19 protein-coding genes are annotated in these 26,051 nt (G+C 37.2%); 10 read left to right on the forward strand and 9 right to left on the reverse strand.

The annotated features are described in order from the left end of the window. Nucleotides 1-260 precede the first annotated feature (260 nt). Nucleotides 261-1,982, reverse strand: coding sequence for a leucine-rich repeat domain-containing protein (locus tag TY21_RS06390; protein WP_052354268.1), 1,722 nt, complete (start codon nt 1,980-1,982; stop codon nt 261-263). 760 nt (nt 1,983-2,742) lie between these two features. Between TY21_RS06390 and TY21_RS06395 the strand changes: the two genes are divergently transcribed. From TY21_RS06395 to TY21_RS06405, 3 genes are all read left to right on the forward strand, one after another. Next, a complete protein-coding gene (locus TY21_RS06395) occupies nt 2,743-3,141 on the forward strand; it encodes a hypothetical protein (RefSeq protein ID WP_042237799.1) in 399 nt (132 codons plus the stop codon). Nucleotides 3,142-3,384: 243 nt separating this feature from the next. Next, nucleotides 3,385-3,930, forward strand: coding sequence for a hypothetical protein (locus tag TY21_RS06400; RefSeq protein WP_042237824.1), 546 nt, complete (start codon nt 3,385-3,387; stop codon nt 3,928-3,930). A 563-nt stretch (nt 3,931-4,493) separates the two neighbouring features. Continuing rightward, nucleotides 4,494-6,128 carry an IS1634 family transposase gene (locus TY21_RS06405; RefSeq protein ID WP_158622980.1) on the forward strand — a complete coding sequence of 545 codons (1,635 nt, stop codon included), beginning with the start codon at nt 4,494-4,496 and terminating at the stop codon, nt 6,126-6,128. Between the two features lie 92 nt (nt 6,129-6,220). Here TY21_RS06405 and TY21_RS06410 read toward each other — a convergent pair whose 3' ends face one another. Together TY21_RS06410 and TY21_RS06415 are read right to left on the reverse strand one after the other, a co-directional pair. After that, a complete protein-coding gene (locus tag TY21_RS06410) occupies nt 6,221-8,263 on the reverse strand; it encodes a thioredoxin domain-containing protein (protein ID WP_042242485.1) in 2,043 nt (680 codons plus the stop codon). A 101-nt stretch (nt 8,264-8,364) separates the two neighbouring features. Continuing rightward, complete coding sequence (locus TY21_RS06415) at nt 8,365-8,808, reverse strand: hypothetical protein (protein WP_042242482.1); 444 nt, start codon at nt 8,806-8,808, stop codon at nt 8,365-8,367. A gap of 525 nt (nt 8,809-9,333) precedes the next feature. Here TY21_RS06415 and TY21_RS06420 point away from each other — a divergent pair. Both TY21_RS06420 and TY21_RS06425 read left to right on the forward strand, forming a co-directional pair. Further along, nucleotides 9,334-9,819 (forward strand): DUF6314 family protein, encoded by a 486-nt coding sequence (locus tag TY21_RS06420; RefSeq protein ID WP_042242479.1) that lies wholly within the window; start codon nt 9,334-9,336, stop codon nt 9,817-9,819. Nucleotides 9,820-10,132: 313 nt separating this feature from the next. Then, on the forward strand, nt 10,133-10,582 hold the full coding sequence (locus TY21_RS06425; RefSeq protein ID WP_052354588.1) for a phosphatase PAP2 family protein: 450 nt from the start codon (nt 10,133-10,135) through the stop codon (nt 10,580-10,582). A 495-nt stretch (nt 10,583-11,077) separates the two neighbouring features. Here the strand turns inward: TY21_RS06425 and TY21_RS06430 are convergent, their stop codons facing one another. Both TY21_RS06430 and TY21_RS06435 read right to left on the reverse strand, forming a co-directional pair. Further along, nucleotides 11,078-11,281 (reverse strand): DUF378 domain-containing protein, encoded by a 204-nt coding sequence (locus TY21_RS06430; RefSeq protein ID WP_039383478.1) that lies wholly within the window; start codon nt 11,279-11,281, stop codon nt 11,078-11,080. A gap of 723 nt (nt 11,282-12,004) precedes the next feature. Beyond that, the gene (locus TY21_RS06435) at nt 12,005-12,595 is read right to left on the reverse strand and encodes a GNAT family N-acetyltransferase (RefSeq protein ID WP_042242476.1); all 591 of its coding nucleotides are present in this window, start codon (nt 12,593-12,595) and stop codon (nt 12,005-12,007) included. A gap of 250 nt (nt 12,596-12,845) precedes the next feature. Here TY21_RS06435 and TY21_RS06440 point away from each other — a divergent pair, with 250 nt between their 5' ends. Further along, nucleotides 12,846-14,339, forward strand: a complete 1,494-nt coding sequence (locus TY21_RS06440; protein WP_052354587.1) for a DUF648 domain-containing protein — start codon at nt 12,846-12,848, stop codon at nt 14,337-14,339. 1,874 nt (nt 14,340-16,213) lie between these two features. After that, nucleotides 16,214-16,678 carry a hypothetical protein gene (locus tag TY21_RS06445; RefSeq protein ID WP_042242469.1) on the forward strand — a complete coding sequence of 155 codons (465 nt, stop codon included), beginning with the start codon at nt 16,214-16,216 and terminating at the stop codon, nt 16,676-16,678. A gap of 741 nt (nt 16,679-17,419) precedes the next feature. On the opposite strand, the gene TY21_RS06450 is transcribed toward TY21_RS06445, so the two are convergent. Beyond that, entirely contained in the window at nt 17,420-19,291 is a 1,872-nt protein-coding gene (locus TY21_RS06450) for a hypothetical protein (RefSeq protein ID WP_042242466.1), read from the reverse strand. A 135-nt stretch (nt 19,292-19,426) separates the two neighbouring features. Here TY21_RS06450 and TY21_RS06455 point away from each other — a divergent pair, with 135 nt between their 5' ends. The 3 genes from TY21_RS06455 to TY21_RS06465 all read left to right on the forward strand — a co-directional run bounded on the left by TY21_RS06455 (nt 19,427) and on the right by TY21_RS06465 (nt 20,919). After that, nucleotides 19,427-19,648, forward strand: coding sequence for a hypothetical protein (locus TY21_RS06455; RefSeq protein WP_130589594.1), 222 nt, complete (start codon nt 19,427-19,429; stop codon nt 19,646-19,648). Nucleotides 19,649-20,400: 752 nt separating this feature from the next. Continuing rightward, nucleotides 20,401-20,652, forward strand: a complete 252-nt coding sequence (locus tag TY21_RS06460) for a hypothetical protein (protein ID WP_042242460.1) — start codon at nt 20,401-20,403, stop codon at nt 20,650-20,652. Further along, nucleotides 20,653-20,919, forward strand: coding sequence for a type II toxin-antitoxin system YafQ family toxin (locus TY21_RS06465; RefSeq protein ID WP_042242457.1), 267 nt, complete (start codon nt 20,653-20,655; stop codon nt 20,917-20,919). Between the two features lie 51 nt (nt 20,920-20,970). Here the strand turns inward: TY21_RS06465 and TY21_RS06470 are convergent, their stop codons facing one another. The 3 genes from TY21_RS06470 to TY21_RS06480 form a co-directional block, all read right to left on the reverse strand. Beyond that, entirely contained in the window at nt 20,971-21,435 is a 465-nt protein-coding gene (locus TY21_RS06470) for a hypothetical protein (protein WP_130589595.1), read from the reverse strand. Nucleotides 21,436-21,758: 323 nt separating this feature from the next. Then, a complete protein-coding gene (locus tag TY21_RS06475; RefSeq protein WP_042242452.1) occupies nt 21,759-23,978 on the reverse strand; it encodes a 2OG-Fe(II) oxygenase in 2,220 nt (739 codons plus the stop codon). Between the two features lie 560 nt (nt 23,979-24,538). Beyond that, a complete protein-coding gene (locus TY21_RS06480) occupies nt 24,539-25,816 on the reverse strand; it encodes a hypothetical protein (protein ID WP_052354586.1) in 1,278 nt (425 codons plus the stop codon). Nucleotides 25,817-26,051 lie beyond the last annotated feature (235 nt).

Here is a 26,051-nt window from a genome sequence, read left to right on the forward strand (position 1 = left end):
ATGTTTAGATGTTTAGATTAGAAAAGATTTACTTCTCAGCCTAATTTTTACTAGAAGAGGCTAAAAAAAAACAAAAATCTTTTTTGAAGTAAAAAGAGTTAAATGTTGGTTTGTTAAATGCTGCCTTGAAACCCAAGTTACTTAAGTTGCAAAAAAATGCTTTAGGACGCCTTACCTCTTGATCTAGCAATATCTTTAATCTACTAATTTAACGTTAAATGCTTTTACTTTTATAAACATTTTCTATAGAAGTTTGTCTCCTACACATCAACAAAACAGAAAAGATTAGCAAGCTGTAGGATTGATTTAGGAACAGTAGTTAGCTTGTTGTCCCCGGCATACAGAACTCGCAGCTGATGAAGTTGCCCGAGGGCTTTAGGCAGAGAAGTTAGCCGATTGTTGTGTAAGTAAAGTTTATAAAGCTCAGAAAGCTGCCCGATGGTTGCTGGGATAGTCGCCAGCTGATTGTTGTCTAAATAAAGTTTTTGCAGGCAATAAAGCTTTCCAATAGTTATAGGCAGAGAGGTTAGTCGATTTTGACTCAAGTAAAGTTGCCGCAGCTCACCAAGCTGTCCAAACTCAGAAGGGAGAGTAGTTAGTTGATTATTAACTAATACAAGCCACAACAGCCGAGAAAGCTGTCCAATTTCCGCAGGAAGCGCCGTGAGCTGGTTGTCGCTTAACCAAAGCCTTGTTAGCTGTGAAAGCTGCCCAATTTCAGCAGGAAGAGAGGCAAGCTGGTTCCAACTTAAATCAAGGTGTTCTAGCTGAGAAAGCCGCCCAATTTCAGCAGGAAGTGCGGTTAGCTGATTCCTTCGTAAATCAAGCTTTTCCAGCTTAGTAAGCTGTCCAATTTCAGCAGGAAGTACGGTTAGCCGGTTGTCACTTAAGTCAAGTGATGGCAGCTGAGAAAGCTGCCCAATTTCAGCAGGAAGAAAAGCAAGATGGTTGCGGCTTAAGTCAAGCTGTTTCAGCTGAGAAAGCTGCCCAATTTCAGCAGGAAGAGAGGCAAGCTGGTTCCAGCTTAAATTAAGCTGTTCCAGCTGAGAAAGCTGCCCAATTTCGGCAGAAAGCGCGGTTAGCTGTCTATGGCATATAAAAAGCCTTTCCAGCTGAGACAGTTGCCCAATCTCAGGCGGCAAAATTGTAATTTCTAACTGTAAATCTAAACTCGGCTCCTCTAAAATTCTTAATGGGATATCTAAATATAAGCAAATAATATTTTTATCATGCTCTTTAATCCATTGTGCTAGCAGCTCTCCTTTTATCTTTAAAGGTAATGCTTTAATTTTTGCTTGGTTTAAGTATTCTTTTCCCTCGGGTAGGTGGCCCCAAAGCCATAGGCGGCTGATATTTAGTAGATAGGAGGAATAATTAGAAAGAGTAAAATCCTTGCTATTCTTGGGTGTCCCTTCCAGTGGAGAATAAGAATCCGCTAAATTAAAAAGTCTTTGAAAAATGCAAGACACCTTTTCTTCAACAGAAAGATTGGATTCAATCCGATAAATTTGATCCAAGCTACGAACTTGTTCTGCCACATCTCCATCCCTATCAGGAAAATGAAGATGAGCTATCGCGCCGTAAAGAGAGGGAATAGAAAGAGGAGAAAGAGCGTGAATTTTGTCTCCAAGCTCAACCATTTTCTTTAAAGTCGGATTTTCTTGAATTTGAAGTTCTCTCAGAAGGTTGATTAAGCGCTCAATATAAACCTCTCTAGAAGATTCTAACGGACGGAGCTCAGCTGTTGCGGCAATTTGCCTCACCATGTAGTTAGGTGCATGCCTTTCAATAGGCTTTCCATCTAGAGGACAAAGCTTATCGCCTGCTAAACGTTGGATCGCAGTATCTTCATTAAAAGAGTGACCACCAGGAAACAAAGTAACAGCATGAGTCATCAATTTTCCTGATATCGCATCTTTTACATTATCCGAGCCTATTACGCAGATGTTTACGTTGGTGTTAGAAGTAGAAGTTGGCTGCATCCTATAAGCTCCTTAAAGTATCATAGCAATTTATTCTATCATTATTAGTAGAGGGCTGGTTTTTCAAAGATTTATCTTAACTCTCTGCCAGGAACTTACTCTTTTTCCTCTTTATTTAACAATTTTTATTTTGAAAGTTGAAAGAAGTCTTTGTATTTTATAAAAACTTTAGCGGATTTTCTTATCTTCCTAGCAGTGTTTGCTTTAATCTTTGTAATTGACTTCTTAGGATTCATTGCTATAAAGCTTTTATCTCATCGCCTATAAATATGAAACGCAAAAACTATTCTTTCTATTCCTCTAAGAAAAGGGACTGATTAGCTTTTCCGCATCGTCTTTTCTTACGAAGCAAAAAGGATGGACAAAATTTTTTAAGGGCCTAGCGCTTTAAATAGATTAGAATAGCAGATTTACTCTGCCTCTGTTTGCCTTAAAAAGCACGCCTAGGATCAAAAGTTGTAGTTAAATGAGAAAAAGTTAGTTTTTGCTAGATTAAACCCTACCAAAACAACCTCCTTCTGCTTATTAAAAAGCATTTTGCTATGGCAAATTTCTCTTAAGCGTTACCGTTGTCCCTTAATCAATACCTAAAAATTTATCTAGCAACCTGGAAGCTAAAATCGCAGTTAATATCTCCGCACACTTCCTCTCACGCTGTTAAGTTCACAGCTTAATTATTAGAAAATCTTTCTTTATATAAAATTAACCTACTTATATTAACATTTATCGTTTATTAATATTTGCTAAATAAGAGTAGAAAATGGATTACCTTCAAACTTTAAATAAAATAGAGAAACAATTTAATATTTTAGGGAGCCTTCCTGTCATAGGTATATATAGTGGAATTGTACGTTTTATAGCAGGTAACGTGCAGGCAACGGCAGGAGCTATTCTTGCAGGAGCAGGTTATATAGGAATGGTTTTTGATGAAAAGAATAAAAGAAAGTGGAAGCATATGACCAACTGCGGGATCCACCAGGCCTTCCATGGTATCTTAAATATCATTCGCGGGTATAGCGAGACGGTGCTAGCGGGGACAGCTTATGGTAGCTTCGCACTTCTTATCTATCAATTGACCTCCTCTGAGCAATTTAATCCCCGCTTTAAATATGAACGCTACCCTAATTATTTTAAAAGCCCCCTCTCCCTGTTTAATTGAAAGTATAAGAAGAAACTTAAAGCTGGGATCCTGATTCACTTTCACCTACAGAGGTAAAAGAGAAGAAGCAGTTATCTAAAAAAAATTAAGGATTGTAACAGTAATTTAAATTTTATTATATTTATTATACATAACTTTTTAAAAAACTAAAAAAAACAAAGAAATTTATAATAATGATTGGAATTTAATCAAATTCTTTTTACCCTTAGAAAGATAAAAGCTATAAAGCGAAGGAAAAATAGCATGGGATTACAAGCGCTGGCAAGAAACTATTTTAAAAGCTTTCATGAAATCTTGAATTATCAAAAAAATTGTGCGCAAGTAAATGCTTTAAATCTACTAAAAATGTTTTCCTATTTTATTTTAGCAATCCCTGTAGGCTATGCAGCTGTTTATGCTGCCGCCTCTCTTTATGGACGTATCAGTAAAAATCCAAGCTTATCCAAGCAAGATCAGCAGCCCAGCAATCGGACAGCAAAAACTTTTTTTTCAGTACATCTTCCTAAACCTATCCCGCCATTTTCCCTATTGAAAAATTGTCGTGTAAATATTCAACCCTTTATCAATGAAGCTAAAATTTTTGCTCAGCAGCGTCGAAATGCCTATGGAGATCCGGACAAATTATTGAAGTACATCCATAACAAATTAGAAACAAAAGAATTTCAAAATAATCCTAGATTGTTTATGAATAAGTGGAAAAGAGAAAGGGGCCTTACTGATGAATTACGCGTGCCAGAGGATCAAGCAATGGCTTTTTTTGAAAAAAAAGTTATGCCTCACATACGCTAAACCTCTATGAACCTATCTTGCTAATTGATTTATCCAAAAAGCTATTAAGCTAAAAGTAGAAAGTGTTTACCCATATTTTACTTTTCTTTCTTATCTAGCTAATGCCTTTTAAAGAAACTCTGCCCATATAAACAAAAAAGGAAATCAACCTTTTTTCATGCTGATCCTTTCCATACAAACAAACTTTTTATTAAGTATATGATTACACAAAGAGCTGCTCAAAAGCGTATAAGATTCGACAGAATTTCCTTTGCAGCCAAGGTATGGCTCGTTCAACTGGCCATCTTATTTGCCTAGACTGGAGCTACTCTTCTTTAGCCATTCTCTCAAGCTTTTCTCGTCTGTAGGTTCAAGGAAAAACTTTTCGTATTAGCAACCTATTTAAAAGTCTTGCCCACACAGCATTATAGCGGAAGTTCCATTTTTTTTATAGGGTTAAAGCGGTTAATTATTTTATTATTAAAGCTTTATGGATTTTTTATAAAAATTTGTAGTCACCAAAATATTAATTAAACTGGTTTTTAGAATTTACATAAATGCCGTTATTAGTGTATTTTGTAGGTATGCATATAGTGAAGTCAAAATTTAAATCAGCTGCCGGCAAAGTTTATGAAACAATTTTGCTGCGAGAATCCTATAGAGAAGGCAAAACCGTCAAAAAACGCACGGTGGGTAATCTATCCAATTGCACACCTGAAGAAATTGCTGCTATCGAGTTAGCTTTAAAACATAAAGGTAATCTCCAAGCTTTAACCTCGTGTAATGGAGCCACAATGCAAGAGGGATTATCTGTCGGTGGTGTATGGGTGATATACCAAATGGCTAAACGTTTAGGAATTGTGGATGCACTTGGCAATAGCCGAGAAGGTCAGCTCGCGTTGTGGCAAGTGGTAGCACGCGTATTGGAGCAAGGCTCAAGACTTTCTGCCGTCAGGCTGGCAGAAACATATGCCATTGCTCCTGTAATTGACTTGCAAAAAGGCTTTAACGAAGAAGATCTTTATAAGAATCTTTTGTGGTTATGCCAAAGCCAAGCCTCTATCGAAGATCGATTGTTTACTAAAAGTTTTTGCAAGAAACCTCCTCACTTATTTTTGTATGATGTCACTAGCTCGTATTTAGAAGGCGAGAAAAACGAGCTTGCCGATTGGGGTTACAACCGAGACAAAAAGAAAGGTAAGAAGCAAATTGTGATAGGCTTGCTAAGTTCAGCCGATGGCACACCCGTATCAACGGAAGTGTTTAAAGGCAATACGCAAGATACTTCTACCTTTCATGCTCAGATCAAAAAAGCTAAAGAGCGCTTTAAATGCGAGAAAGTCACTTTTGTAGGCGATAGAGGGATGATTAAAAGCGGGCAGATCGAAAATTTACAAGAGCATGGTTTTCATTATATTACCGCTATGACAAAAGCTCAAATAGAGACCTTAATGAAAAAAGGTGTGATCGAATATACGCTATTTGATAAAAACTTGGCTGAAGTCAAAGAAGATGGGATAAGATATATTCTTAAACGCAATCCTGTGCGCGCCCAGGAAATCGCCCATTCTCGTCTCAGCAAGCTAGCTAGCATAGAAAAATTGGTCGCTATGCAAAATGCCTATCTACATGCACATCCCAAAGCGCAGGTAGAAGTAGCGCTGAAAAAAATTAAAGCTAAAATCGAGCGTTTAGCGCTTAAGACTTACGTGACAGTTAGCGCACAAGATAGAAGCTTATCTGTATGCCTCAATCAAGAAATGCTAGCTGAGGATGCTAAGCTAGATGGTTGCTATGTGATTAAAACCGATCTTGCTTGCGACGAAGTGAGCATGCAAGAAGTACATGATCGTTATAAAGATTTAGCTAGGGTAGAATCAGCTTTTAGAACAGTAAAAAGCGATCTTGAGATACGGCCAGTCTATGTACGTTCAGAAGAAAGTACAAGGGGCCATGTTTTGGTGGTAATGTTAGCCTACATGATTATCAGAGAGCTTGATAAAGCCTGGAAGGACCTTTATTTAACAGTAGAAGAGGGCTTACGCAGTTTATCTACTTTAACGCTAATAGAATGGACAGTAAATGATGGCTTAAGTTTTCAGCAAATCCCCGAACCACGCCATCAAAACAGACAAATGCTTGAAGCCTTAAAAGTAGAGTTACCAAAAGTTTTACCAAAGAATCATGCGCATGTAGTCACTAGGAAGAAGCGCCGATAATTCACTTAAATGATTAATAATCAATAACTTGATTGCTACCGATTGTTTCTAAAAAAGTGGAACTTCCGTTATAGTTTACAGGCTAAGAAGTTTTAACTTAGCTTCCTTTTCAATGCAGCTCCTTCCTTTAATAAGCAACGTAGCTTACTAGGATCCGAAGTGGGAGGAAAACAGCGTTGTTGATAACAGACAAAGGCAGTGCCTGGGTCGCCTTCCTTATCTTTGTTTATAGGTAACTCTTGAGAGCTTTTATCAACCAAAGCCACAACTTTGTGAGGAAGGTATTCACTATAAATTACAGCAAGCAAGTCGCGAATTTTTTTATCTTGTGCATCTCCAAGCAGGACAATTTGCTGCATTGAAGAAAGATAGCAATCAACCGCACATAGCATGGTACCATACCATTTAGGGGCTTGCTGCATTGCCGTTGCATGCAAAGAAAGAATCTGCTCAGCCATCTGATTATATTCCCCATATTCATAATAGCTACCTAATCGAAGAAGAGCTAGGGCTGCATGAGCATTGCCAGCAGGAGTAGCATCATCATTAAAGACTTTTTTACGAACTAAAAGCGAGCCATGTTCTAGGGAGGATGCAAAAAAAGCTTTATCTTTAGGGTCCCAGAAAAGCACTTTCATTTTTTCCATCATGTTTTGAGCCCTTTCCAGCCAATTTATATTGAAATCACATTCATAAAGATCTAGAAGGGCTAAAATATAGTTAGCATAATCTTCCAAAAAGCCTGGCGTAGATCCTAAAGATCTTCGCCATAAATGATACAATCGACCTTCCTGAATCATATTATTTTCAATAAATTGTGCTGCTTGTTGAGCGGCCTCCAAGTATAAGGATTCTCCTGTGATTTGGTAGGCTTTAGCTAGGCTAGAAATCAACAAAGCATTCCAGTCAACCAGAATCTTATCATCTAAGCCAGGCCTGATACGTTTATTGCGCTTTTCCAAAAGTATTTGACGATCTAAAGCCAATTTTTCTTGTTCTTGCAATGAAAGAGCTCCTAAAGGCGTAAGAAGATGTAAAACATTTCTTCCTTCAAAATTTCCTTCCTTTGTTATCCCGTACACATGGCAAAAGAGTTGAGGATCTTGTAAGCTCTCCTCTATTTCAGCAAGAGACCAAAGATAAAATTTTCCTTCCTCCCCTTCTGAATCTGCATCCTCAGCGGAATAAAAGCCCCCTAAAGGATCGCGCATATCCCTTAATAAATATTGCAAAGTATGCAAAGCAACATCAAGAAAGCTTTTTTGCCTAGTAAGCTGATAGGCTTCCAAATATAAGCGGCTTAAAAGAGCGTTATCATAAAGCATCTTCTCAAAGTGAGGAATTAACCACTTCTCATCGACAGAATAGCGATGAAAGCCCCCTCCTAGCTGATCGTAAATGCCCCCTCGTGCCATTTGCTCAAGAGTATGGGTTATCATTTTTAAATTTTCTGGCTGCTCGTGGTGATGATATTGATGCAGGAGGGCAAAAAGCACTCCAGTCTGAGGAAACTTAGGAGCTTTTCCAAAACCACCCCAGTCAGAATCGTAATCCTTTTGGCAGTCTTCTACAAGCCGTTCGAGAAGTTTCTCTGAAAGAGAACCATGAAATTGTTGATGTTGGCTCTCTTCTTCCCATAAATATTGAAAAACTTTTTCCGAGGAAGCAGCAAGTTTAGTGCGATTGTGTTTCCATTGCTGGATGATTTCCTGTAGCAAGGAGCGAAAGCCTGGCATCCCATAGCGGGAAGTAGGAGGAAAGTAGGTGCCTGCTAAAAAGGGTTTTAAATCAGGCGTCATGAAAATAGACATGGGCCACCCCCCATGTCCTGTCATTGCTTGCACACAAGACATATAAAGACGATCTAGATCCGGCCGCTCTTCCCGATCTACTTTAATGTTGATAAAATGCTTATTTAATAGTTCTGCAATCTCTTTATCTTCAAATGATTCTTTTTCCATTACATGACACCAATGGCAGGCCGAATAGCCAATAGATAAGAAGATCGGCTTGCCTTCATGGTAGGCTTTTTCTAAAGCCTCTTTGCCCCAGGGATACCAATCGACAGGGTTGTATTGATGCTGAAGAAGATAGGGGCTTAAAGAAGAAGCGAGATGATTGAGCGTTTTGGACATTTTCACCTCCTAGTAGATAGTTGAAACTCCTTATGAATAACTTTAAATCTACGTACAAAAAAAGAGAACCTTAAAATTTGGAAGAAAGTCTGTAGGCAAAGCTATTTCTCCAGGCTTAAATGCTCGATAAGCCATTGACTAAAAGCTTTTGCTTCTTGATTTTTCCCCATCCATCTTGCACGATTAAACATGGTGAGTGCCATTATTAAGGTATGATGCTGTCCAGCGCGATCCCCACTTTTTTTGAACTTATTATAATTGCGAGTAAGTACTCTAAGGCTTTTTTGAACAGATAGGGAATCTTTAAAGCCTAGCCGATTGGCAAAGTTCTTTGAATAAGCATTCATGAAGAACTGGCTAGAAGTATATAAGTCAAAATATCCTTTAATTAATCCTTCTTTTTGTAACAAAGAACCTATATAGGTCGGCCTAGCTCCTGTTAAACGGGCAATCTCATCAACCTCAGTAACCCCCTTTAGAAATAGAGCAATAATTTGCTCTTTCTTTGATTGAGGAGGGGATGGGGAATCGGGAGAAATTTGCATTTTTACCTCTCATATTGCTTTAAACAACCAGAAAGTAGCTAATAGCTTAGCTAAAAGGTTAAAAGATGTGAGCTTATATAATCTAGTTATTTATAAGCTTGAGAATCTTTCTATCTACCTGTAACAAAAGAAAATACCTTTAGAGGCTGCTTTGAAAAAGCTCCTATAAGCTAAATGAATAAAATATCTAAGAGAAGAGCCCTGCTGTCTCTTAGCAAGAGAAAATAAAAGATTGTTAGGATGTGGCCGCACAGTTTATCTTGCATCCACCCAAATGTAAGGCTTTAACAGAAATCTTAAGCTTTTTAGTTTATCCATTTTTTAAAGGATCCTAAGGGTTAACAAAAAATTCCTACAAGAGGATTGCTTGCTAAGGAAACGGTATATATGTCACACTTAAGCTTTCCTAAGATTTTGAAATATCTATCCTTGCTTTTTTAGATAAACTAGTTGACGCTTTTATCACAAATCTGTTTGTGGACAGGAAAAGCAAAGAAAAGCAAAAGGAGTAAAAAGATCTTTCTAATGGCATTTATACCTCAAGAGCAAAACCATCAGATACTTTTGGCATTTTGGAAAAGCTTAAAGAACATTACAGAGCTCACATTTATTTCTCGAACATACTCGAACGATGAAAAAGGATGGAATGGCCAAGGACGAGGAGAAGTGAAAGTAACAAAGAAAAGCCATACCCTACTAATCTTTGATGAAAGGGGAACGTGGCATAATCAGCAAGGAATGCAGTTTAATTTTTACAATGTATTTCAATGGGGATTAGACCTTAAAGCTTGCAAAATCTCTTTAGAACATTTGCGACAAGGAGCAAACCGGCCAATCTTCCTCCTTCATTTAGTTCCTTCTAATCCACACCTTTTATCTTCTTTAAATTCCTACTTTTGTAAACAAGATATTTATTCTGGTAAGGTCTATTTTAAACCTTTTAGCTTCCAGTTAACCTGGAGAATAAAGGGACCGTACAAAAACGAGCAAATCGATTATTCCTATTTCTAATCGCTTATTTAAATAAGAAACAAGTAATAAGCTTTTTTCTAACATGCGTTTTTCTTAGATTAAAAACCCTCAAAGAAAAAGGGCCTTTGCTAGGACAGAGAGAAAATTGACTTATCTTTCCTAGCAGCTGTAATCACCTAGATAAAAAAGATTTTTTTGCCTTTTTCTTTTCTTTATGAAATTTCTTACACGCTACCTTAGCCACGCTGGAAGCTAAAAAAATTTTCTAGCCATCTTTAGCTTAAAGAATTCTTAGTTGGATGTTTATTCAAATGTAGGCTACTTTAAGTCAACAAATGGAGTTCAACCGACTATGATTAGTTCTTACCTTCCAACTATTACTCCCTGCCAACGTTCATGGATTGCAGCTTATACCGATATCGGCCAGGTAGCCCTTCCTGTCATCTCAGGCGGCTATACTCTCTTCAAAAAAGATTACAAAGGTTTTGGATGGCTTGCTCTTTCCACCCTCATTACTCAGATTTGTTTGGAAATTTTAAAAAGAATCGTTCCTGAAAAACGGCCGACGGGAAGCAGTCGCTCTTTTCCCTCGGGCAACACAGCTGCAGCTTTTTTAGGCCCTGCCTTTTTGGTCATAAGATATGGCCGTTCGATCCTCTCTCCAGCTGTTGCATTTTCTTATCTTGCCGCTATAGGAGTAGCAATCGGCCGCGTGCTCATAAAAGTTCATTGGCCTCACGATGTGTTAGCAGGAGCTGCTTTAGCTAGCAGTATCAGCTATCTAACAATTCCCAGGCTTTAAAATCTTTCTTCAACGATTGATCAAATAATGCCAACAGCTAGCTTTTTAATTATACGGCCTAAATAATCTCTGTTTAGATAGATTAAAAGTGCATTAATCCTTATTGCCAGCTCTTCCTTTATAAACATACCCTTTATTAAGTATATGTTTGCATGAAGAGCTGCTCAAAGGCCTATCATTTTAAATTTATTTGTAGACAGGAAAAAGAAGCTTCTATTTACCGCAATAATGTTAATTTCTCTTTTATCTTTTAACTAAAAATTTTAGAGTGTTGGCTTTGCATTTTAACAAAAGTTAGGCAAACTTATTACTTTTTGCTTAAGGAAAAATTCTTTATATTCACCTTGCCTCAGCGACCCTAACGTATCCCTACATATCTTGCAGGGATACGTTAATTGAATCTGTAAAAATTCTTGCTACTCTATTAAATTTTATAATAGAGGGTTAGAAACCCCTAGTCAATTTAATATATTTTTTTACTGTTCTTTAAAAACTCTATTTACAACATTGCTTTAGTGTTTTCCATTGAAAAAGCTGATAGACAGCAGCTCCTCCCACAAGAGCATAAATTAATCTTGCTATTGCAGGGAATTGACCAAAGATAAACTCAACCAAATTAAAGTCGAATAACCCTACTAAACCCCAATTAAGACCTCCAACTGCTAGTAAAATTGCTGTAACAATGTCTAATGTTTTCATATTCTCTCCTTAGGTTAAGGTTTAAGCTCGTAAATCAACTTATATATTTGCTATTATAAATTCACCATTTTTTTATAAGGACGAACATATTTTTTTGCTTGATCTCCCCTGATCTTAAGGTGCTTTTTGCTTTCCTCTTCGCTTAGATTAAAGCTTAAGAATAAAATGAGTCTTTAATAATCCTCAAAAATTGCTCTCTATTTACAAAAGACTATAGGTTGGCAAGGAAATAGACAAATCAGCTTTAACAAGAGGTTTTAAGATAGCTGGTTAGACCTAGAAGTGTTCTCTACCAAACGTATGTTATTAGATTTTATATAAAGAGAAGCGCTAGCACCTTCCTTAAATTCTTTTGAGAACCACTTAAGAAAAAAGTGCTCTTCGGAAAGAATTTTTCTATAGCTATATCCGCCGTTTGAAGAAGCTAGAGGCAAACTTTAAGCAAAACCAAATAAGCATTTTTATATAAAAGAAAACAATCAATAAGCTTATTCAGAAGATGAGGAATCACCCACATTTCGTGCAAACAGTGCCTAGGAGCAGGCAAATATACAAAATAAGAAAAGTTCGGTTGTACAAATAAATAGCCTCCTGCATTTTAGACATAGATGCAGCCAAGAAAATCATAGAAAAATTGTACATTCGTTTCGACAGGAGTTAGCGCAGAAAAAATGAAATAAATTGAAAAAAGCGCTGTTAATCTCTAAACCCCCTCTTCTTTGACTATTTATCTTTCTTACCTATTATCATTTTTTGCCATTCGCTTGCCTTTAATCGATATAAGACATGTCTTCTTAGCCAGTGGCCTTCTGAAATCCTGGGATGATTGAAGTCTTCAGCTGGATGGTAATGCATTCCAATTTTTCTCATCACGGCCATAGAACGACGATTTTGAGCAGCTGTAAATGAAACAATCTCTGCAAGCTTTAATATTTCAAAAGCATATTTAAGGCATGCCTCTGCGCCTTCTGTAGCGTATCCCCTGCCCCAAGACTCATAAGCTAATCTCCATCCTACTTCTGTACATGGAGCAAAATGAAGAGGAAAAGTAGGTTTATCCACTGTATTCAGACCTATAAACCCAATAAACTTCTGGGTATCTAGGCGAGAAACAGCCCAGCATCCCCAACCTTCTGTCTCAATCTTAGCTTGCATACGCTTTGCCATTTGATCGCTTTCTTCCTTGTTTAGCCTATAAGGAAAATACTCCATCACACGCTCATCGCCATTGAGTTGAGCAAAAGGCTCTAAATCATTTTCTATCCAAGAACGTAGAATAAGGCGTTTTGTTTGAATTACTATTTTGTTTGCCATATATTTTTCTTAATCGCTTTTAGATTATTTTTTGAAACCCATCTCTCTATCTAGCCCTTTAGATAGGACATGTTTCCTCATTTTTCCTTAAGGTTGAAAGAGAGAGATATACCTTTGAACGTTTTTTAGTATAGTAGGATCATCTATAATTTTCTTCTATTTATAGATTTATATTGCTATATGTTGGAAATATATATATAATTTTCTATTAAACTAATTAATTATTTATACTTTCAAAGAGGACAATAAAATGCCCAATAATGTTGGATTTTTTACAGCCATTGAATATGGGCAGAAAGCCAAGACGCGTACCCAGTCAATACTAGAAAAAGTTGACAATTATTTTTATTTTAGTGGAAAGAAGGCTCAAGTAATTCAAGGCAAAACTAAGAACGGAACAGTAAGAACAATATTGTTAAGGGGAAATTCATCATTATTGGCGAGAGTGGGAAAAGTTGCCTCTTATTTTACTATTGTTATTCCCTTGTTGATGCTAATCGCCAAAGCTATACTGCGCTCCACCCACCATTTTCGGTTGATCAATCCTAAGAAGAAATTGGAAAAAGGCATAAATATCTCTGAGCACACAATTTCAAAAATTCAACACCTTATGCCAAAAATTTTATTTCGGAAAGACGATAATGAGATCGAGTGGTTATCTACTAGCAATAATTTAGTATTCAAATTAAGAGAAAGCCCCCAGCTAGTATTTAAAACCACCTACTCAGCATGGGGCGTAGATGGTAAAGGCAAGCTTCCTATAATGTTCGATGGTCAAATGGATCGGCGTTTTAAGAATATGATTAAAGCCAAAGAAGTATGCCTTGCCCGTGAACTAGGGCTTCTTGTCATCCCGCAGGCAAAAAAGTTTACGGTTAATGTACAAGATAATAAGTATGTATTTATTGCAGAAGAAAGCCTGGATGTAAATGCGGATGAAAGCTCGCAAGAACATCTTTATTATACTTACTCAAAAGAGCTCAATGAGACAATCCGACAACTGGCCATATTCATTGCAAAAACGGGTTTTAATGATATCTCTTGGCGGAATATTCCACTTTTAAACGAAGCTGCAGATTATGATGGGCCAAGACGTGTGGGCCTTATAGATGTTGAATATATGAAAAATGTGGTTGATGGCTTTAAAGGGGATAATAGAAGCCGAGGATTAATAAAATGCGCAACAACAGAAAGCCAGATAGATGCCATTATTGATGAAGCATACAAGCAGAGTGGTGCTCTTACATCCGAAGAAGCACAGACTCTCAAAAACCAAAGGCTTGATGAACTTGAATTTGAGAATAAATTACGACACTTCTATGAACAAAATGGCATAAAGACAGGTAGAGAACCTATTCAAGTTGATATAAATTCATTAGGTTTAGATTTAACTGAAGAGGGACAAGCTACCTTTCTTACAGTTAAAAAAGGTAAAATAAAATCGAAAGAACAGACATTGACTTTGAAAAAGGCTGTAGAAGATGTGATATCCCAAATTAATAAGCTTATTCAAGATACACCCGAACAAGCCTCTTTAAGAGGAAAAAGATATGTTTTCCTAAATACCAGCCATCCTCCTCTCCAACAGTATAATCTCTTAAGACTCCCTACAGAGAAATTTACTTTAAATAAAGAAGATGTGAAGAAAATTTGGGTGCGTCAAATTATTCAGGCCCTTTTGGAAAAAGGCCATTTATTTAAATTGGTTATAGTCAATAGTCAGCAATTTTTCATTCAAGCATAATTCTAGGATTCTCGCGCAATGACTCTTAAAGCTTTAAGTCAAATGACTTCCCTTAAAAGTCATTTGATAAGAAATTTTAATTTAAATGAATAGCCCCCTTTTCAGGCAGGCTTATCTGTTTACATTCTTTTAAAAATCTGTAGATAGCACTTATTGAGAGTACACCTCGCCTTTTTCTATCGCCAAATAAAACTAGTAATTGAGCGAGGAAAAAATGCCGAGAAAGGATGAAGCCATGCTTGTAGCCCCTTTTCATCATTTCGTTTTTTGCGTCTTACCGAAAAAATCGAGAAATTTGGGCCCTTCCGACCTCCCTCTATGGCTAAAGCTATTAGATTATTAAAGATCTATAGCAAAATGGCATTTTAGTAGGCTTCAGCTTAGAACAGTGGGGACCCTATAGAGCGCCTTTCCTTCAGCGATAGCATAAGATTAAAAAAAGTGAGGCAACCTAGGCTTAAAGGAATAAGGCTAAGGGAATGATGAACCAACGTATTCTCCGCTTCTATTCAACCTCTATGCTTAATATAAGAAGACACTAAAGGTAAAATCCTACAAAGCTTTTTTCATACTTTATGGGTTATTATAGAAAGTATATTGTACCATCCATCATTCTTAGTTGCAAAGAGACCTTGTTGCGTAAATGATCTAATAGCTCGTCTATTTAAGGCATAGCCTTATCTAGGCCTATCAACTAAGTTAGCACCCATTGCCCTTTAGGCATTCCAGGTTTTGTCATCTTATTCATAATCAAGAATTTGGCATATAATTCTGCTTGTTGATTGGCTAATTTCCTAGAGAGAAAGTCTCCTCCCAAGCTTCTTTTAAAGCGATACATCGCCGTTTCGGCAAGCGATCTTCTGCGATAGCCGCAAGGCTTCTTTCAAAGCTGCCTGGCCTTCTCATCTCCTCCAAAGCCTTGAATGATTTTTTATAACATCATTTCTTTTTTCATCCAGAGTTTGTCTGTCTCTTGGCTTAGTCTTCCTCCTCTTCTTGGAGGCACTAAAGGATCTATACCGTGGATATAAGATGATTGGTAGAAAACTTGCCTACCATAAGCACCATCTCCATAAGCGGTTTTTATGCTCTTTGGTAGCTAAAAGATCATCTGGCTCGCTATTCAATCATCGGCTTGATTACTCTTTGTCACCTTACTTAACAAAATCTCATGCGAGTCTGGGCAAATACTTAAGTGAATCTTTCTCCAAATTCTTTGTTTGGCTTTGCCAGGCTGACGCACTTTCTACTCTCCCTCACCCTAAACGTTTACTCCAGAGGAATCAAAGGCTCTGCCTGTTAGACGCTTTAAGGCTTAGCTTTTTAATAAGCTCCTGTCCAAGCTCTTTAGCGCGCTTGCAGATGGGGGTATAACAAGGAATAGGTAGCCTTGAAAGCCAGCAAAGCAATCAACAACAAGAGAAATCCTTTGAACAGCTTAGAAGCGACAAATGATAAACCGCTTTAATCATCTATACGCATAGGATAGCGTCATTAGAGTAAGTTCTTGGGCGAGCCTCTTCTTCCCTGTATTTTTATTTTCCCTCCATCTTTTAATGCCTTCATTCGAAAACCATAAAGTTATGCTCCCTCTTTGCACTAAAGCTTTATTATAGTCGGAGCAGTTACGGATGCAGTAGTTAAGTTTTTTGCCCGTAACCTGCCTATATTTTTGTTATTGCAAGCTAATTCTATAGCTCCTTAAGTGTTGAAGAGCAATCTTATCGCATGCGCTTTTTATCATTTACGCAACTCTGCCTTGCAGAAAACTAAAAAACTTAAGTTTTTAATAAATGATAATATTAATATTGATAAAAAACGTAATAGCATGATAGATTTTCTTTTTGATTATTAATTTTGTAGAAGAGGTAATTATGTACTTTACAAGCATACCCGCTTTTGGATTTGAAACTTTTGCATGCAATGCCGAAAGTTGTTATAAAGAAATCGCTCAAAAAACTAGCCAGAAAACATTAAATTTACAAATGGCAAAGCTGAATGCCCAGATACCAGACCTACAAGAAACACCTTACTTTAATGGTCCTGAACACCAAAAGATAATGGATGAATCAATTACCAATGCAGCTAAAGGCGCATGGAAAACCGTCAATGTTGTAAAAGCATTAGGATATATTCCTTTAATCGGAACTCTAATTGGTATAGACCGTATTTCAAAGGCCATGAAAGCTACAAAAGATGAGCTGCCCAATAAATATAATCACATAGTTCGCGGATGTGTAGAGTTATTGAGTTTAGGATTTTTATTATTAATTCCTGATCTTATTTTAACTGGTTATAGAGCTTATAATGTAAGAAATAGGAATGTCATTACATCCTGAATCTACTCACTCTTCAGCCTATCTATCAAAAGAAGAAATGCTAATTTGATTGATTTTATCATGAATAGAAAATGCTTTATGTTGCAATCTCCTTATTGTTTTTTACTCACACGAGTAGGATTTTATAGCAAAATGGCGAAAAAATTATTTTAACTATTTGGTAGGCAAAATTCTATTCATGAACCTATCTGTTCTACTATCCTAAATGAATGCGCAACTGATAGGTATTACAGCACATGGTTAGCGCTCTAGCGGTCTTTTTAAGGGCATAGTAACTAGCGTTTGGATTCTCTATGCAGCAAACATATAGATTGTTTCTTGACATCAAGTTTTAAAGAAGCCTTTTATGGATAGTAACCGTAAGTTGCTATTCTTCCTGTCCGTAAATTGACTAGAGGATTTCCTAAATTTTGACAGAATGCCATGAGCGGTAGAGATGGCAAAAGTATTACAACTTATTCCAAGGAAGTTAAAAAATAGGGCAATCTGGACTTGAACCAGGGACCAACGGGTGATGAGGTCGGGAGTCCGCGTTACTAACCAAATACCATCCAACCGTTATGCACAAGATGCATAAGGCATTTACGAGGAAAATGCTACTGAAATGTAAGGTTTTTAAATATAGCAGTAAGCAAATGGCGCAGCAGTTTGCTTACTGCTATATTTTGTACACTACAAGAGGAGTGAAGTTAAAAACCAAGCTAGCCTAAGAAAATCTAAGCTAGCTAGTGTTAGCTTAGCTTATGCTAAAGAGCATAATTGGAAAGCAAATTCATGTCCTGCATACCCTGTGGTTAACATTGTATAAGGGTTTTCAAAAGCTGCACGGTATTTTTTCTGTTGAGCTTCACGCGATTCTTTCTCCTTATCATAAGCCTCTTTACGTTTTTCATACTCAGCTAAAAACTTTTCTGCATCTTTAGGATCAACTAAGTTTTTTATAGTTTTAATAGACCCCCATTGAGGTCTCGTTGGAGCAAAGTCTTTATATTCAGTATCAATAAAATAAATGCCATCTTCCGCAAAAAAGAAATTCCGTCCGAAAAAGTCATTATAACCTGTTTTTTCCAAAATGATCATAAACTCAATCGCTTCCTCCAAGGATAGCTTTCGGCTAACAGGTTTAACGCGTTCAGCATAGATCGTTAATTGATCTTCTTGTGGTATAAGCTCCAAACTGCTAGCTACGCTGAATGAAATACTTTTGACTCCCTCATTAATCACAGCAATTTTTTTAGGAACTTTAATATATTTTAAACCATTTTCTTGGACGAGCTTTTCTATGAACTTTTTTCCTTGAATGCGTCCAATTTGATCTATTTTGCTAATATATTTGCTTTTATCTAACTTATTAAACTCCTCCGCCGTAAGCAACAGGCCGCCTTTTCTTAAACCCTTCAGAAAACCTTCCACTATATTCTTTGTCGTAATTATATCCATATTACTAGCCAGAATACTAGGACCTGGCCAAAATAATGGTACTGTATCCATTCCTAGATGTTTTAGTTTTTTTACGATATCTTCATTGGCAAACGCATTCGCTACAAAAAATATTTTTATTTTTAAGTCTTCCTCAACGTTAATAAATTCTTCTTCTGAAAACGAGGAGTCATTTTGAAAGGCTCTTCGGATCCATACTTCTTCGGGGGATAAGATAATACCTTTCTTTCCCATAGCATCTAATAAAAGATCAGCTTCTTCTTTAGAACCATTTAAAGCAGCTTCAACAAATGCCGAGTTTATTTGTCCTTGAGCTTGTTCAATTACCGATGGATCTAACTCAAGCATTAACTTTGTAATGTCTGCATTACCTTTTCCAGCCCATAAAGTGAATAAAGTTTTCCCTTCTGAGGTTTTATCATTTAAATTTATTGGAAGATTTTTTTCTTTAATGATATTTAAAGCTTCTAAGGTGGAGGCAGAATTTAAAGTACAAATTCTAGGCGTTCCAGCCCCATCTTTTTCCAAAATAAATTTAAAGAATTCTTCCTCAGTAAGGATTGAATTATTTGCGTGTTTCAAGAAATGGCCAATAGGTGAGCCATAATGTCGATCAAAACTAAAGCAATAGTGTGGTTCTTGCTGGGCTATCTTTAAAAGTGCTTCAAGTACTGAACCTTCATATATCTTACACTCTCTGCCAAACTTTGCATGTGTAACTGGAATCAATTTTTGCTTTCCATCCCTTCTTACAACCGCAATATTTAATTCTTGGTCTTCAGAAATTTTAGTTCCCCCAAAAAGAAGCTTGGGCTCTAGATAAATGACTCTTCCCTCCTCAAGCTTAAATCTAGTCTGTTCTTCAAGAACAGCAAAACGCATATTTTCTTTTGACTTTGTAAAGAGGTTTCTTACCGACTTTGAGAAGAGAGCGAGACATAAAGTGTTAACAACTTCCAGTATTCCCATAAAGCCTCTTCTCATACGTTCAAAGGTAGAGAACATACGTTCTCTTTTTTCAATGATCCGATATCGACGCCCCTTATAGTCAGAACTTACTTTATCACCTTTCTCATCAACAATTCTGTTTTTGCTACTAAATTTTGTTGCCGGAACCCACCTATGATTAAGTGCAATTTCATGTACTGTATTAACAACTTTAAATGCTGGCATTATTTTACCTATTATTATAAGTTAAATAAAAAATATAACATAATTAAATTGAGAATAGCAACTAACAAAATTTATTATTAGCTTATAAAGAGATACAAATTATGATAAGCAGTGCAGCATCAAGATCAGGTAAGGATGGCAATAGATATGGCTTTTGAGGAGCATAAGAGACTTAAAGCAATGACAGCTTTTATAGGCTTCACTCTTAAAGATCCCGTTTTCAGTCGCCTTAGGGAGCATTTGCTTGATGAGCCCTACCATGAAACTTTAAAAGCTTTTAAGGAAGCCGATGAAGGAAAGGGTCTAATTTGTTGCAAAGATTCTCATGACTTTATTGATAAGCTCGGACTGAAATAAATGCTCAAAATTTCCTCTAGTAGCTAATCCAAAAAAGAATTTAAGCAGCAAGAAAAGAGAGGAAAAGACCTGAGAAAATCTCTCCAAGGGGCTGAAACACTTGCTCATGCAAAACCTTGTGATGCCAAACACAGAAAGCACAGGCTCGTTGAAAATTTTAAAGGCCGAGAGAACGAGATATTAAACCTGACTGGCTTCTTATTTACATTAAAACTGAGGAAGAGATCATTTTTAGATAAACAAGCACTCACTCTAGCCCCTGCAGATAAATTTACCGATTCTCAATAAAATTCTTTATTTTATGAATATATTGACGAACAGCTTTTCTCTCTTCCAAAACTTTCTTAGAACGCATCTAGTCTTTAAGAAGCCTATTTTTTTGAATAGCCGGTCCTTCTTCTGTCTTAGCTCCTGTGGGCTTCCCACCATATAGCCAATATCGGCCGTTTTCCATAGCGGGCTACCTGCATGGCTGATGGCTGTTTGTTCTAGCTTTTGCTCCGCATCTTTCCCAATAAAGTTTGATAAGTTCTTCATTGACTCGAATGTATGCTTTAATTTGAAAAGAGCACAGATAGTGAACCGCGCAATCAATTCCTTATGCTATGTAGGACAACAAGGGTATGGCCCCCCTAGAGGGCGCGCCTGGTCGCTCGGTAAGCCATTGAAAATTTTTCGCGAATTTTCATGTTTTCATTTCCTTATTTCTTTATTTCTGGTACATTAAAAGTAATGAACGAAGGAGAAAAATTATGTCTGCAAAAGGCCATATGTCCAGAATGACTATAGACGTTCCGGAAGAAGATCATAAAAGGCTTAAAGCTCTTGCCGCAGTTTTAGGTAAAAGTATGCGGGAGATCATTATTGGATGGATACACGAACATCTTTATAGTACCAACACTCCAAACGCTGAAACCCTTGAGGCTATAAAACAAATTGAGAGGAGCGAAAATCTAGTTGAAAGCGACAATATCGACGATCTCTTCAAAAAACTCGGTATCTAGATGCTTAAACCTATTCACCTACGCCTGTTTGAAAAGGAAGTAGTCAAAGCGAAGAAACGAGGCAAGGATATAGAAAAGCTCAAAGAAGTGATGAAGCTTTTAACTCTTGATGGACCGCTGCCACCAAAAAATCGCAATCATAAGCTAAAGGGTGATTATGTGGGTTACTGGGAATGCCACATTGAGCCTGATTGGCTACTGGTCTATAAAAAAACAGAAACGGAAATTATCTTTGCAAGAACAGGTTCTCATTCGGATCTTTTTTGAAGGGAGAAACTAATTTTTACACGATGATTATGATGAGTAAAGGCGTTGAAGTTATTCCAAATTATCAAAAGAATTATCAAAATAGTCAGCTTCCCGTAAGCAAATAACATCATATTTAAGATGGTGAGCAAAAACTCTCATAGGCATAGTTGCATGAACTTCTTGTAAAAGCGTTGATGTGTTAGCCTCTACATCAGAACTCAAGTCTTTAAAATACTCACCGAGCATTTGCTTTACTTCCTCCTCGTGAATTACAACAGGACGAACTTTATAAGAAGTGATTATTTCATTTGCTTTTTGATTCCAAGTCGTATTTGGGCTGTTATTATCCATTGGGGAAGTAGTTAGATGTCTAAAGATATGTTGATATCCTTTTTGATCCCATTCCTGCTGCGCAGATAATTTTTCCTGAGAATCAGGTGAAAATAGAATTTTCAAGGCAAGTTTCTGGATTTTTTCATTAAGCGACATATTTTCAGGCTCTGCAATATATCTTTCTTGCATTAATTTTTGCATGCTGGCAGCGCGTAAATAGTCATAGTGATCGGAAAGCCCCCAAAATTATATGAGCTAATGTTAAATTCGGTAGCAGACAGCAAGCCGCATCCAAAAAAACACAACAAATAATTAAAGTATTAAATAATTTCATTTAATCCTCATTAAAAATGAGGAACAATTTATTATTTGTTTCACATAATTAATTAAATTTCAATGAGATTAAACGATTTACGAAGATAAAAAAGTTGGAGACCATTTTGGTTCACCCTGCCCGAATCCAAACCAACTTCAGTGTTTTTTTTGTTCCATGTAATGCCTTATTTCTTAGAAGAGTGTCATCTTCAAGGCAAAAGAGCTGCGACTTGTTTTTGCTGCTTATGAGCTGTTTGAAAAAGCTTCAACGCCTTAAGATAAGATGCCTCATTTTTAGAGAAATGTCCGCTAAATTTATTTTTGTCACTGATGATTTCCCCTACGACATCAAACTGTTTGTTGTCTATCATTTCTTGGATATGTAGCAAATTGCGCTTTAGAGTTTTTTCAATAGAAAAGGCGGCTCGCTCGGGATCCGAAAGAAACTTATTAAATTGCTGACAAAATTCACAAGAACATGTGCAGCTCCCTGCTCGTGCCCATGTTATAGGCTTTTGGGGTTCAACACCAAAATGCTCTGTGACTCTATTAAAATAAACCGCGCCAAGAGCTTGAAAAACAGCGCGTTGATAACCATAATCAGGAGATGTAGTTTCTAGTGCCCTTAAAAGAGCTGGTGCAAAGATTTCGACTACAAATTTGGGATCTTCAATGCTGTTGAGTTCAGTAACGGCTTCAGCCAACCGTTCTTGATCATCCAGAAGGGCCAGCAATCGAAAGATCTCTGTTAAGGTCTCGCTGCTAAAATTTTTTAATTTTTGGCGACAACGAAATTGCCACTCTACGGCAAAATATCCTGCAACAATAGTACGTTGTTCAGGGTAGCCTTTCAATGCGATGAAAAGTTCATAAAGCCAAGAGAATAAGGATCCTCTAGATTTGGCTGCAATGGCGTCGATCTCTGGCTTAAGTGCTGTCAAAGAGAAAAGCTTAATCAATCGCGCAACACTCATAGCGTCGAGAGAAGAAAATGAATACTTTTGATAGCGCTGTAGATAATACTTAAGCAAATCGACATCAGCCAAGGTAATCAAGGAATCTAAAACATTGATTTTATAGAACTGCATGCTTGTACAGCGATCGAGAATGTGGCGTGCTAACTTCAACACTTTTTCTAGATTAGATCCTTCCTGCCATACTGTAGACTTAAGAAGAGTTTCCAAGTAATGGGCTCCATATTCTAAATCGCTATAACCTACAACTTCAAGGTCGGAACTTTCAGGCCAAATGATCACAGCACCGCGATGGTACCAGAGTTCTTTAGTTGCTCCTGAATTGCCGGTAGCTTCAGAGATTGAAACCTTGCGGCCTGGACCTCCGATCAAAGGCTTATCGGCTAACAAGGCATCTTCACTAAGAAGAATTTTTGCAATTTTTATTTTGTTGCCATCATTTCCCAAAAAGTTATGAGCATATATCTCAGTAGTGTTGATTCCATACTCAGTGTAGTTACTTTCACTACATTCACTATCATCATCATCGCGGTATCTGTTGCGCTTGTATCCATCGCCATAGTAATCTCCGTAGCTTTCTTCATAATAGCTCACGAGGCATAGAAAGGCTTTACACTGATGTTTAGCAGCAGCTTTGAGCAAAATCGAGGTTTTGGCATAATCACTGCTTTTTAAGTTGCTTAGACAAAGGTTTTTTTCTGTGTAAGAATGGTCTAGCAAATAAGTTAAGAAAGGAAACTTATGCTGTTCTTGGCTCCATTTTTGGATATAGCTGTCAACATGTTCAATGATCTCGTCATTTTTTGCCAGCTGAGGCTGTGTGCTTCGGCCTGCAAGAGCTAAATTGTAGACCAAGCAGAGGCGGTAGCCTGAAAGCACTGGTTTAACCTCATGAAAACAATCGGCATAAAAGACAGCATATTCTGGAGAAAACTTACCATTACCAGCGAAGCTGTAGGAAAAGCTCTCACCAGCATGGCTAATAATTAATTCACCGCCTTCATGTGGGGATGGCAAGCTGATGACAAGTGTAGCAAACATATTGTCTATCTTTTCAGTGTCTCTATGAGGTAGAAAGAAACAGCCTTTGCCATAAAGCAGCAACTTATACAGCTCGCACTCAACGGTGACATCCCCCAAACCTAGCTGTTTGGCTATATTTATACACATCTTTTTGAGAGCTTCCTGCCAATCGGGATTCCGGAATTGCAAGGCAGAAGGCGATAACTGCCACACATTGCGGACATTAGTATCGATAAGAGTTTCTTCTTTAAATCCGTAAGGGGCTTGTTCACATTCGGCCATGATCTGTTCAGCTTGCTCTGGACGCAAAGGCAAGGAAATCTCCCCAACATTGTCAATATAGAGACCCGGCAGCAAAGATTGCAGGGTGCCGTGCGCAGTAAAAGTTCCTGGAGATTCTAATTTATTCAATATGGTAAGAAGGTCGATCATCTCATGCTCACGATAATGGGGTGTTGATCATTTCTTTCCAAAATCCTATCATAGCGATTCATTAATCATCATTCCCAAAATACAGAGCTTCTTCGTGAATGATGTAATAAATATTGTAAACCTTCTAAGCTCACGGCATGATGATGGTTCGTTTAAGTCATCAAGCATTAGAAGTCCTTCATCGATACCGTAAAAAGAGTCAATCAATCATTGCAGTGAATTAAGAAATAAAAAAAGGAGTATAACCCATAGCGTTTGATTTTAGAAAGCTGCCAAGATGTGGCGCAAAAGGATGAGGCAACTTGGACTTGAACCAAGGACCAGCGCGTTATGAGTCCATGCAAACCTCAGTAATCACAATCATTAGCAGTAGCTAACGACAACCAAGATAGGAGTGTAAGGGATTTTTATCTATGTGAATCATTCGCCATGATTTGCTATCTTTTGTAGTCGAATGGTCCAGGTTGCGTCCATGTATCTGTATGGTGATAAACTAAAACCAGGAAGAGCTCAATCAAAATGAAAAAGCCCATCATGATACATGCACAATGGGCTTAATTTTAGACAACCAAAGAAACTTTATAAGGAACGCCTTCCGTATAAGCATAGAATTGCTTTGCAATAGGCGTTCTTTTTTCTTGGTATTCTTTCACTAAACGTTTTTGTTCAGCTGGGGATTTTGAGGTTAATGCAAAAACCCGTCTCATAAAGAGAGTATCAATTGCTTGTAACTTTTCGAATGTTCGTTTAGTTAACTTTGTTTTTACTAAAGCTATAATTGCATTGATAAGTGGAATAAGTCCAACGCTAACAACACTTAATGCGATCTTCCATTTTAATAATTTTGGAGGAGTCGCCTTTTCATAGTGAGTTTGTACTTCAGTGCGGAAAGCCTCCAAACCTGGTTCACACTTCCTAGCATCGAAACTACTTGTTTGTGTACCCCTAATTGCCTTTGATGTTTGATGCATGAGGGTGAACAAACCAATTCTTGCACATTTTTCAACACTGGCACCTTTGGGGCCAAAAAGCTTATTCCATAAACCTGGTTTCTTTGCGACCATTAAACCAGCTGGCTCAGTGTCGATAAAAGCAAGTTTTCCCGCGGGAGTTAAACGAATATTGTCAAAGGAGGCGTCTACAAAACCAGCCTTTTGTACTATAGTGGATATTTTCCTGGCTATTTCCCTTTGATGTTCTGCATCCATGTCTTTGATAGCTTGAACCGTATCTTCAACACTTAAAATATTGATTTTTTCACAAACTACACAATACTTCCTGTTAGATTCTGTTACTCCGTCCAAGTTTGCATAGGCAACCAATTTTTTTCTTGGAAGAACTACATCAATGTTTGCTTCTCGGGCGACTTTTTGAATCCGATTTGCCATTTCTATTCGTAGAATACTTTCTTCATCGATGAAAAAAGCCATTTCGTTTCTATCGTTCATTGGCCCAATAATCAATTGATCTTTTGGAACCCGGCTGGCTCCTGATTTGATTATCCATCCATCTAATTCATCATGTTCAATAACGCTATAAAATCGAATTCTTTGCAGAGCATCAACATCTAAGAGGGCTTTATTGCTTAACAGATTAAATCCATGCCTTGTTAATATTTGATTTTTTTCTATAATCTTTTCACGATCATAAACTAGTGGTTCAGAAAGAACTTGCTGGACCTCAGGGTCAGATATTAATCGCTGCGCAGTTGCTGCAGCTTTGTTGTCTTCATTTTCTAATAAGTGCCTTGACAATCTTTGCTCACTGAGGTCTACTGAGGGCACATAAGTGTTCGAATAATAAGATGACTTGAAAAAGTCAAAAAAAGTTGGGGTCATTTTTTTTACCTTCCATTTTGGCCTATAAAAGGCCCTTTTGTTTTAATTTAATTTATTAAAAGTTTAATAATATCAGAAATAATAAATTAAAACTACTCTAATTGCAAAAAATCATCATAATAATTTAATCTGTAATATTAATCTCTTAAGAAAAGCCCTTAAGAGATTATCTTTCTCCACCTAACTTCAAGCAAAGTATGTTATCATGCTTGGAGGAATTAAAAAAGTTACAAAT

Origin of the sequence: Neochlamydia sp. S13 (assembly GCF_000648235.2) — a bacterium.
GTDB lineage: Bacteria > Chlamydiota > Chlamydiia > Chlamydiales > Parachlamydiaceae > Neochlamydia.

What these genes read in the sequence shown, in the direction of transcription:
- TY21_RS06445 (WP_042242469.1), top strand. Translation starts at nt 16,214, where the DNA reads ATGTACTTTACAAGCATACCCGCTTTTGGATTTGAAACTTTTGCATGC.
- TY21_RS06470 (WP_130589595.1), bottom strand. Translation starts at nt 21,435, where the DNA reads ATGCAAAAATTAATGCAAGAAAGATATATTGCAGAGCCTGAAAATATG.
- TY21_RS06400 (WP_042237824.1), top strand. Translation starts at nt 3,385, where the DNA reads ATGGGATTACAAGCGCTGGCAAGAAACTATTTTAAAAGCTTTCATGAA.
- TY21_RS06395 (WP_042237799.1), top strand. Translation starts at nt 2,743, where the DNA reads ATGGATTACCTTCAAACTTTAAATAAAATAGAGAAACAATTTAATATT.
- TY21_RS06455 (WP_130589594.1), top strand. Translation starts at nt 19,427, where the DNA reads ATGGCAATAGATATGGCTTTTGAGGAGCATAAGAGACTTAAAGCAATG.
- TY21_RS06390 (WP_052354268.1), bottom strand. Translation starts at nt 1,982, where the DNA reads ATGCAGCCAACTTCTACTTCTAACACCAACGTAAACATCTGCGTAATA.
- TY21_RS06420 (WP_042242479.1), top strand. Translation starts at nt 9,334, where the DNA reads ATGGCATTTATACCTCAAGAGCAAAACCATCAGATACTTTTGGCATTT.
- TY21_RS06405 (WP_158622980.1), top strand. Translation starts at nt 4,494, where the DNA reads ATGCATATAGTGAAGTCAAAATTTAAATCAGCTGCCGGCAAAGTTTAT.
- TY21_RS06425 (WP_052354588.1), top strand. Translation starts at nt 10,133, where the DNA reads ATGATTAGTTCTTACCTTCCAACTATTACTCCCTGCCAACGTTCATGG.
- TY21_RS06465 (WP_042242457.1), top strand. Translation starts at nt 20,653, where the DNA reads ATGCTTAAACCTATTCACCTACGCCTGTTTGAAAAGGAAGTAGTCAAA.
- TY21_RS06435 (WP_042242476.1), bottom strand. Translation starts at nt 12,595, where the DNA reads ATGGCAAACAAAATAGTAATTCAAACAAAACGCCTTATTCTACGTTCT.
- TY21_RS06415 (WP_042242482.1), bottom strand. Translation starts at nt 8,808, where the DNA reads ATGCAAATTTCTCCCGATTCCCCATCCCCTCCTCAATCAAAGAAAGAG.
- TY21_RS06430 (WP_039383478.1), bottom strand. Translation starts at nt 11,281, where the DNA reads ATGAAAACATTAGACATTGTTACAGCAATTTTACTAGCAGTTGGAGGT.
- TY21_RS06440 (WP_052354587.1), top strand. Translation starts at nt 12,846, where the DNA reads ATGCCCAATAATGTTGGATTTTTTACAGCCATTGAATATGGGCAGAAA.
- TY21_RS06410 (WP_042242485.1), bottom strand. Translation starts at nt 8,263, where the DNA reads ATGTCCAAAACGCTCAATCATCTCGCTTCTTCTTTAAGCCCCTATCTT.
- TY21_RS06460 (WP_042242460.1), top strand. Translation starts at nt 20,401, where the DNA reads ATGTCTGCAAAAGGCCATATGTCCAGAATGACTATAGACGTTCCGGAA.
- TY21_RS06450 (WP_042242466.1), bottom strand. Translation starts at nt 19,291, where the DNA reads ATGCCAGCATTTAAAGTTGTTAATACAGTACATGAAATTGCACTTAAT.
- TY21_RS06475 (WP_042242452.1), bottom strand. Translation starts at nt 23,978, where the DNA reads ATGATCGACCTTCTTACCATATTGAATAAATTAGAATCTCCAGGAACT.
- TY21_RS06480 (WP_052354586.1), bottom strand. Translation starts at nt 25,816, where the DNA reads ATGACCCCAACTTTTTTTGACTTTTTCAAGTCATCTTATTATTCGAAC.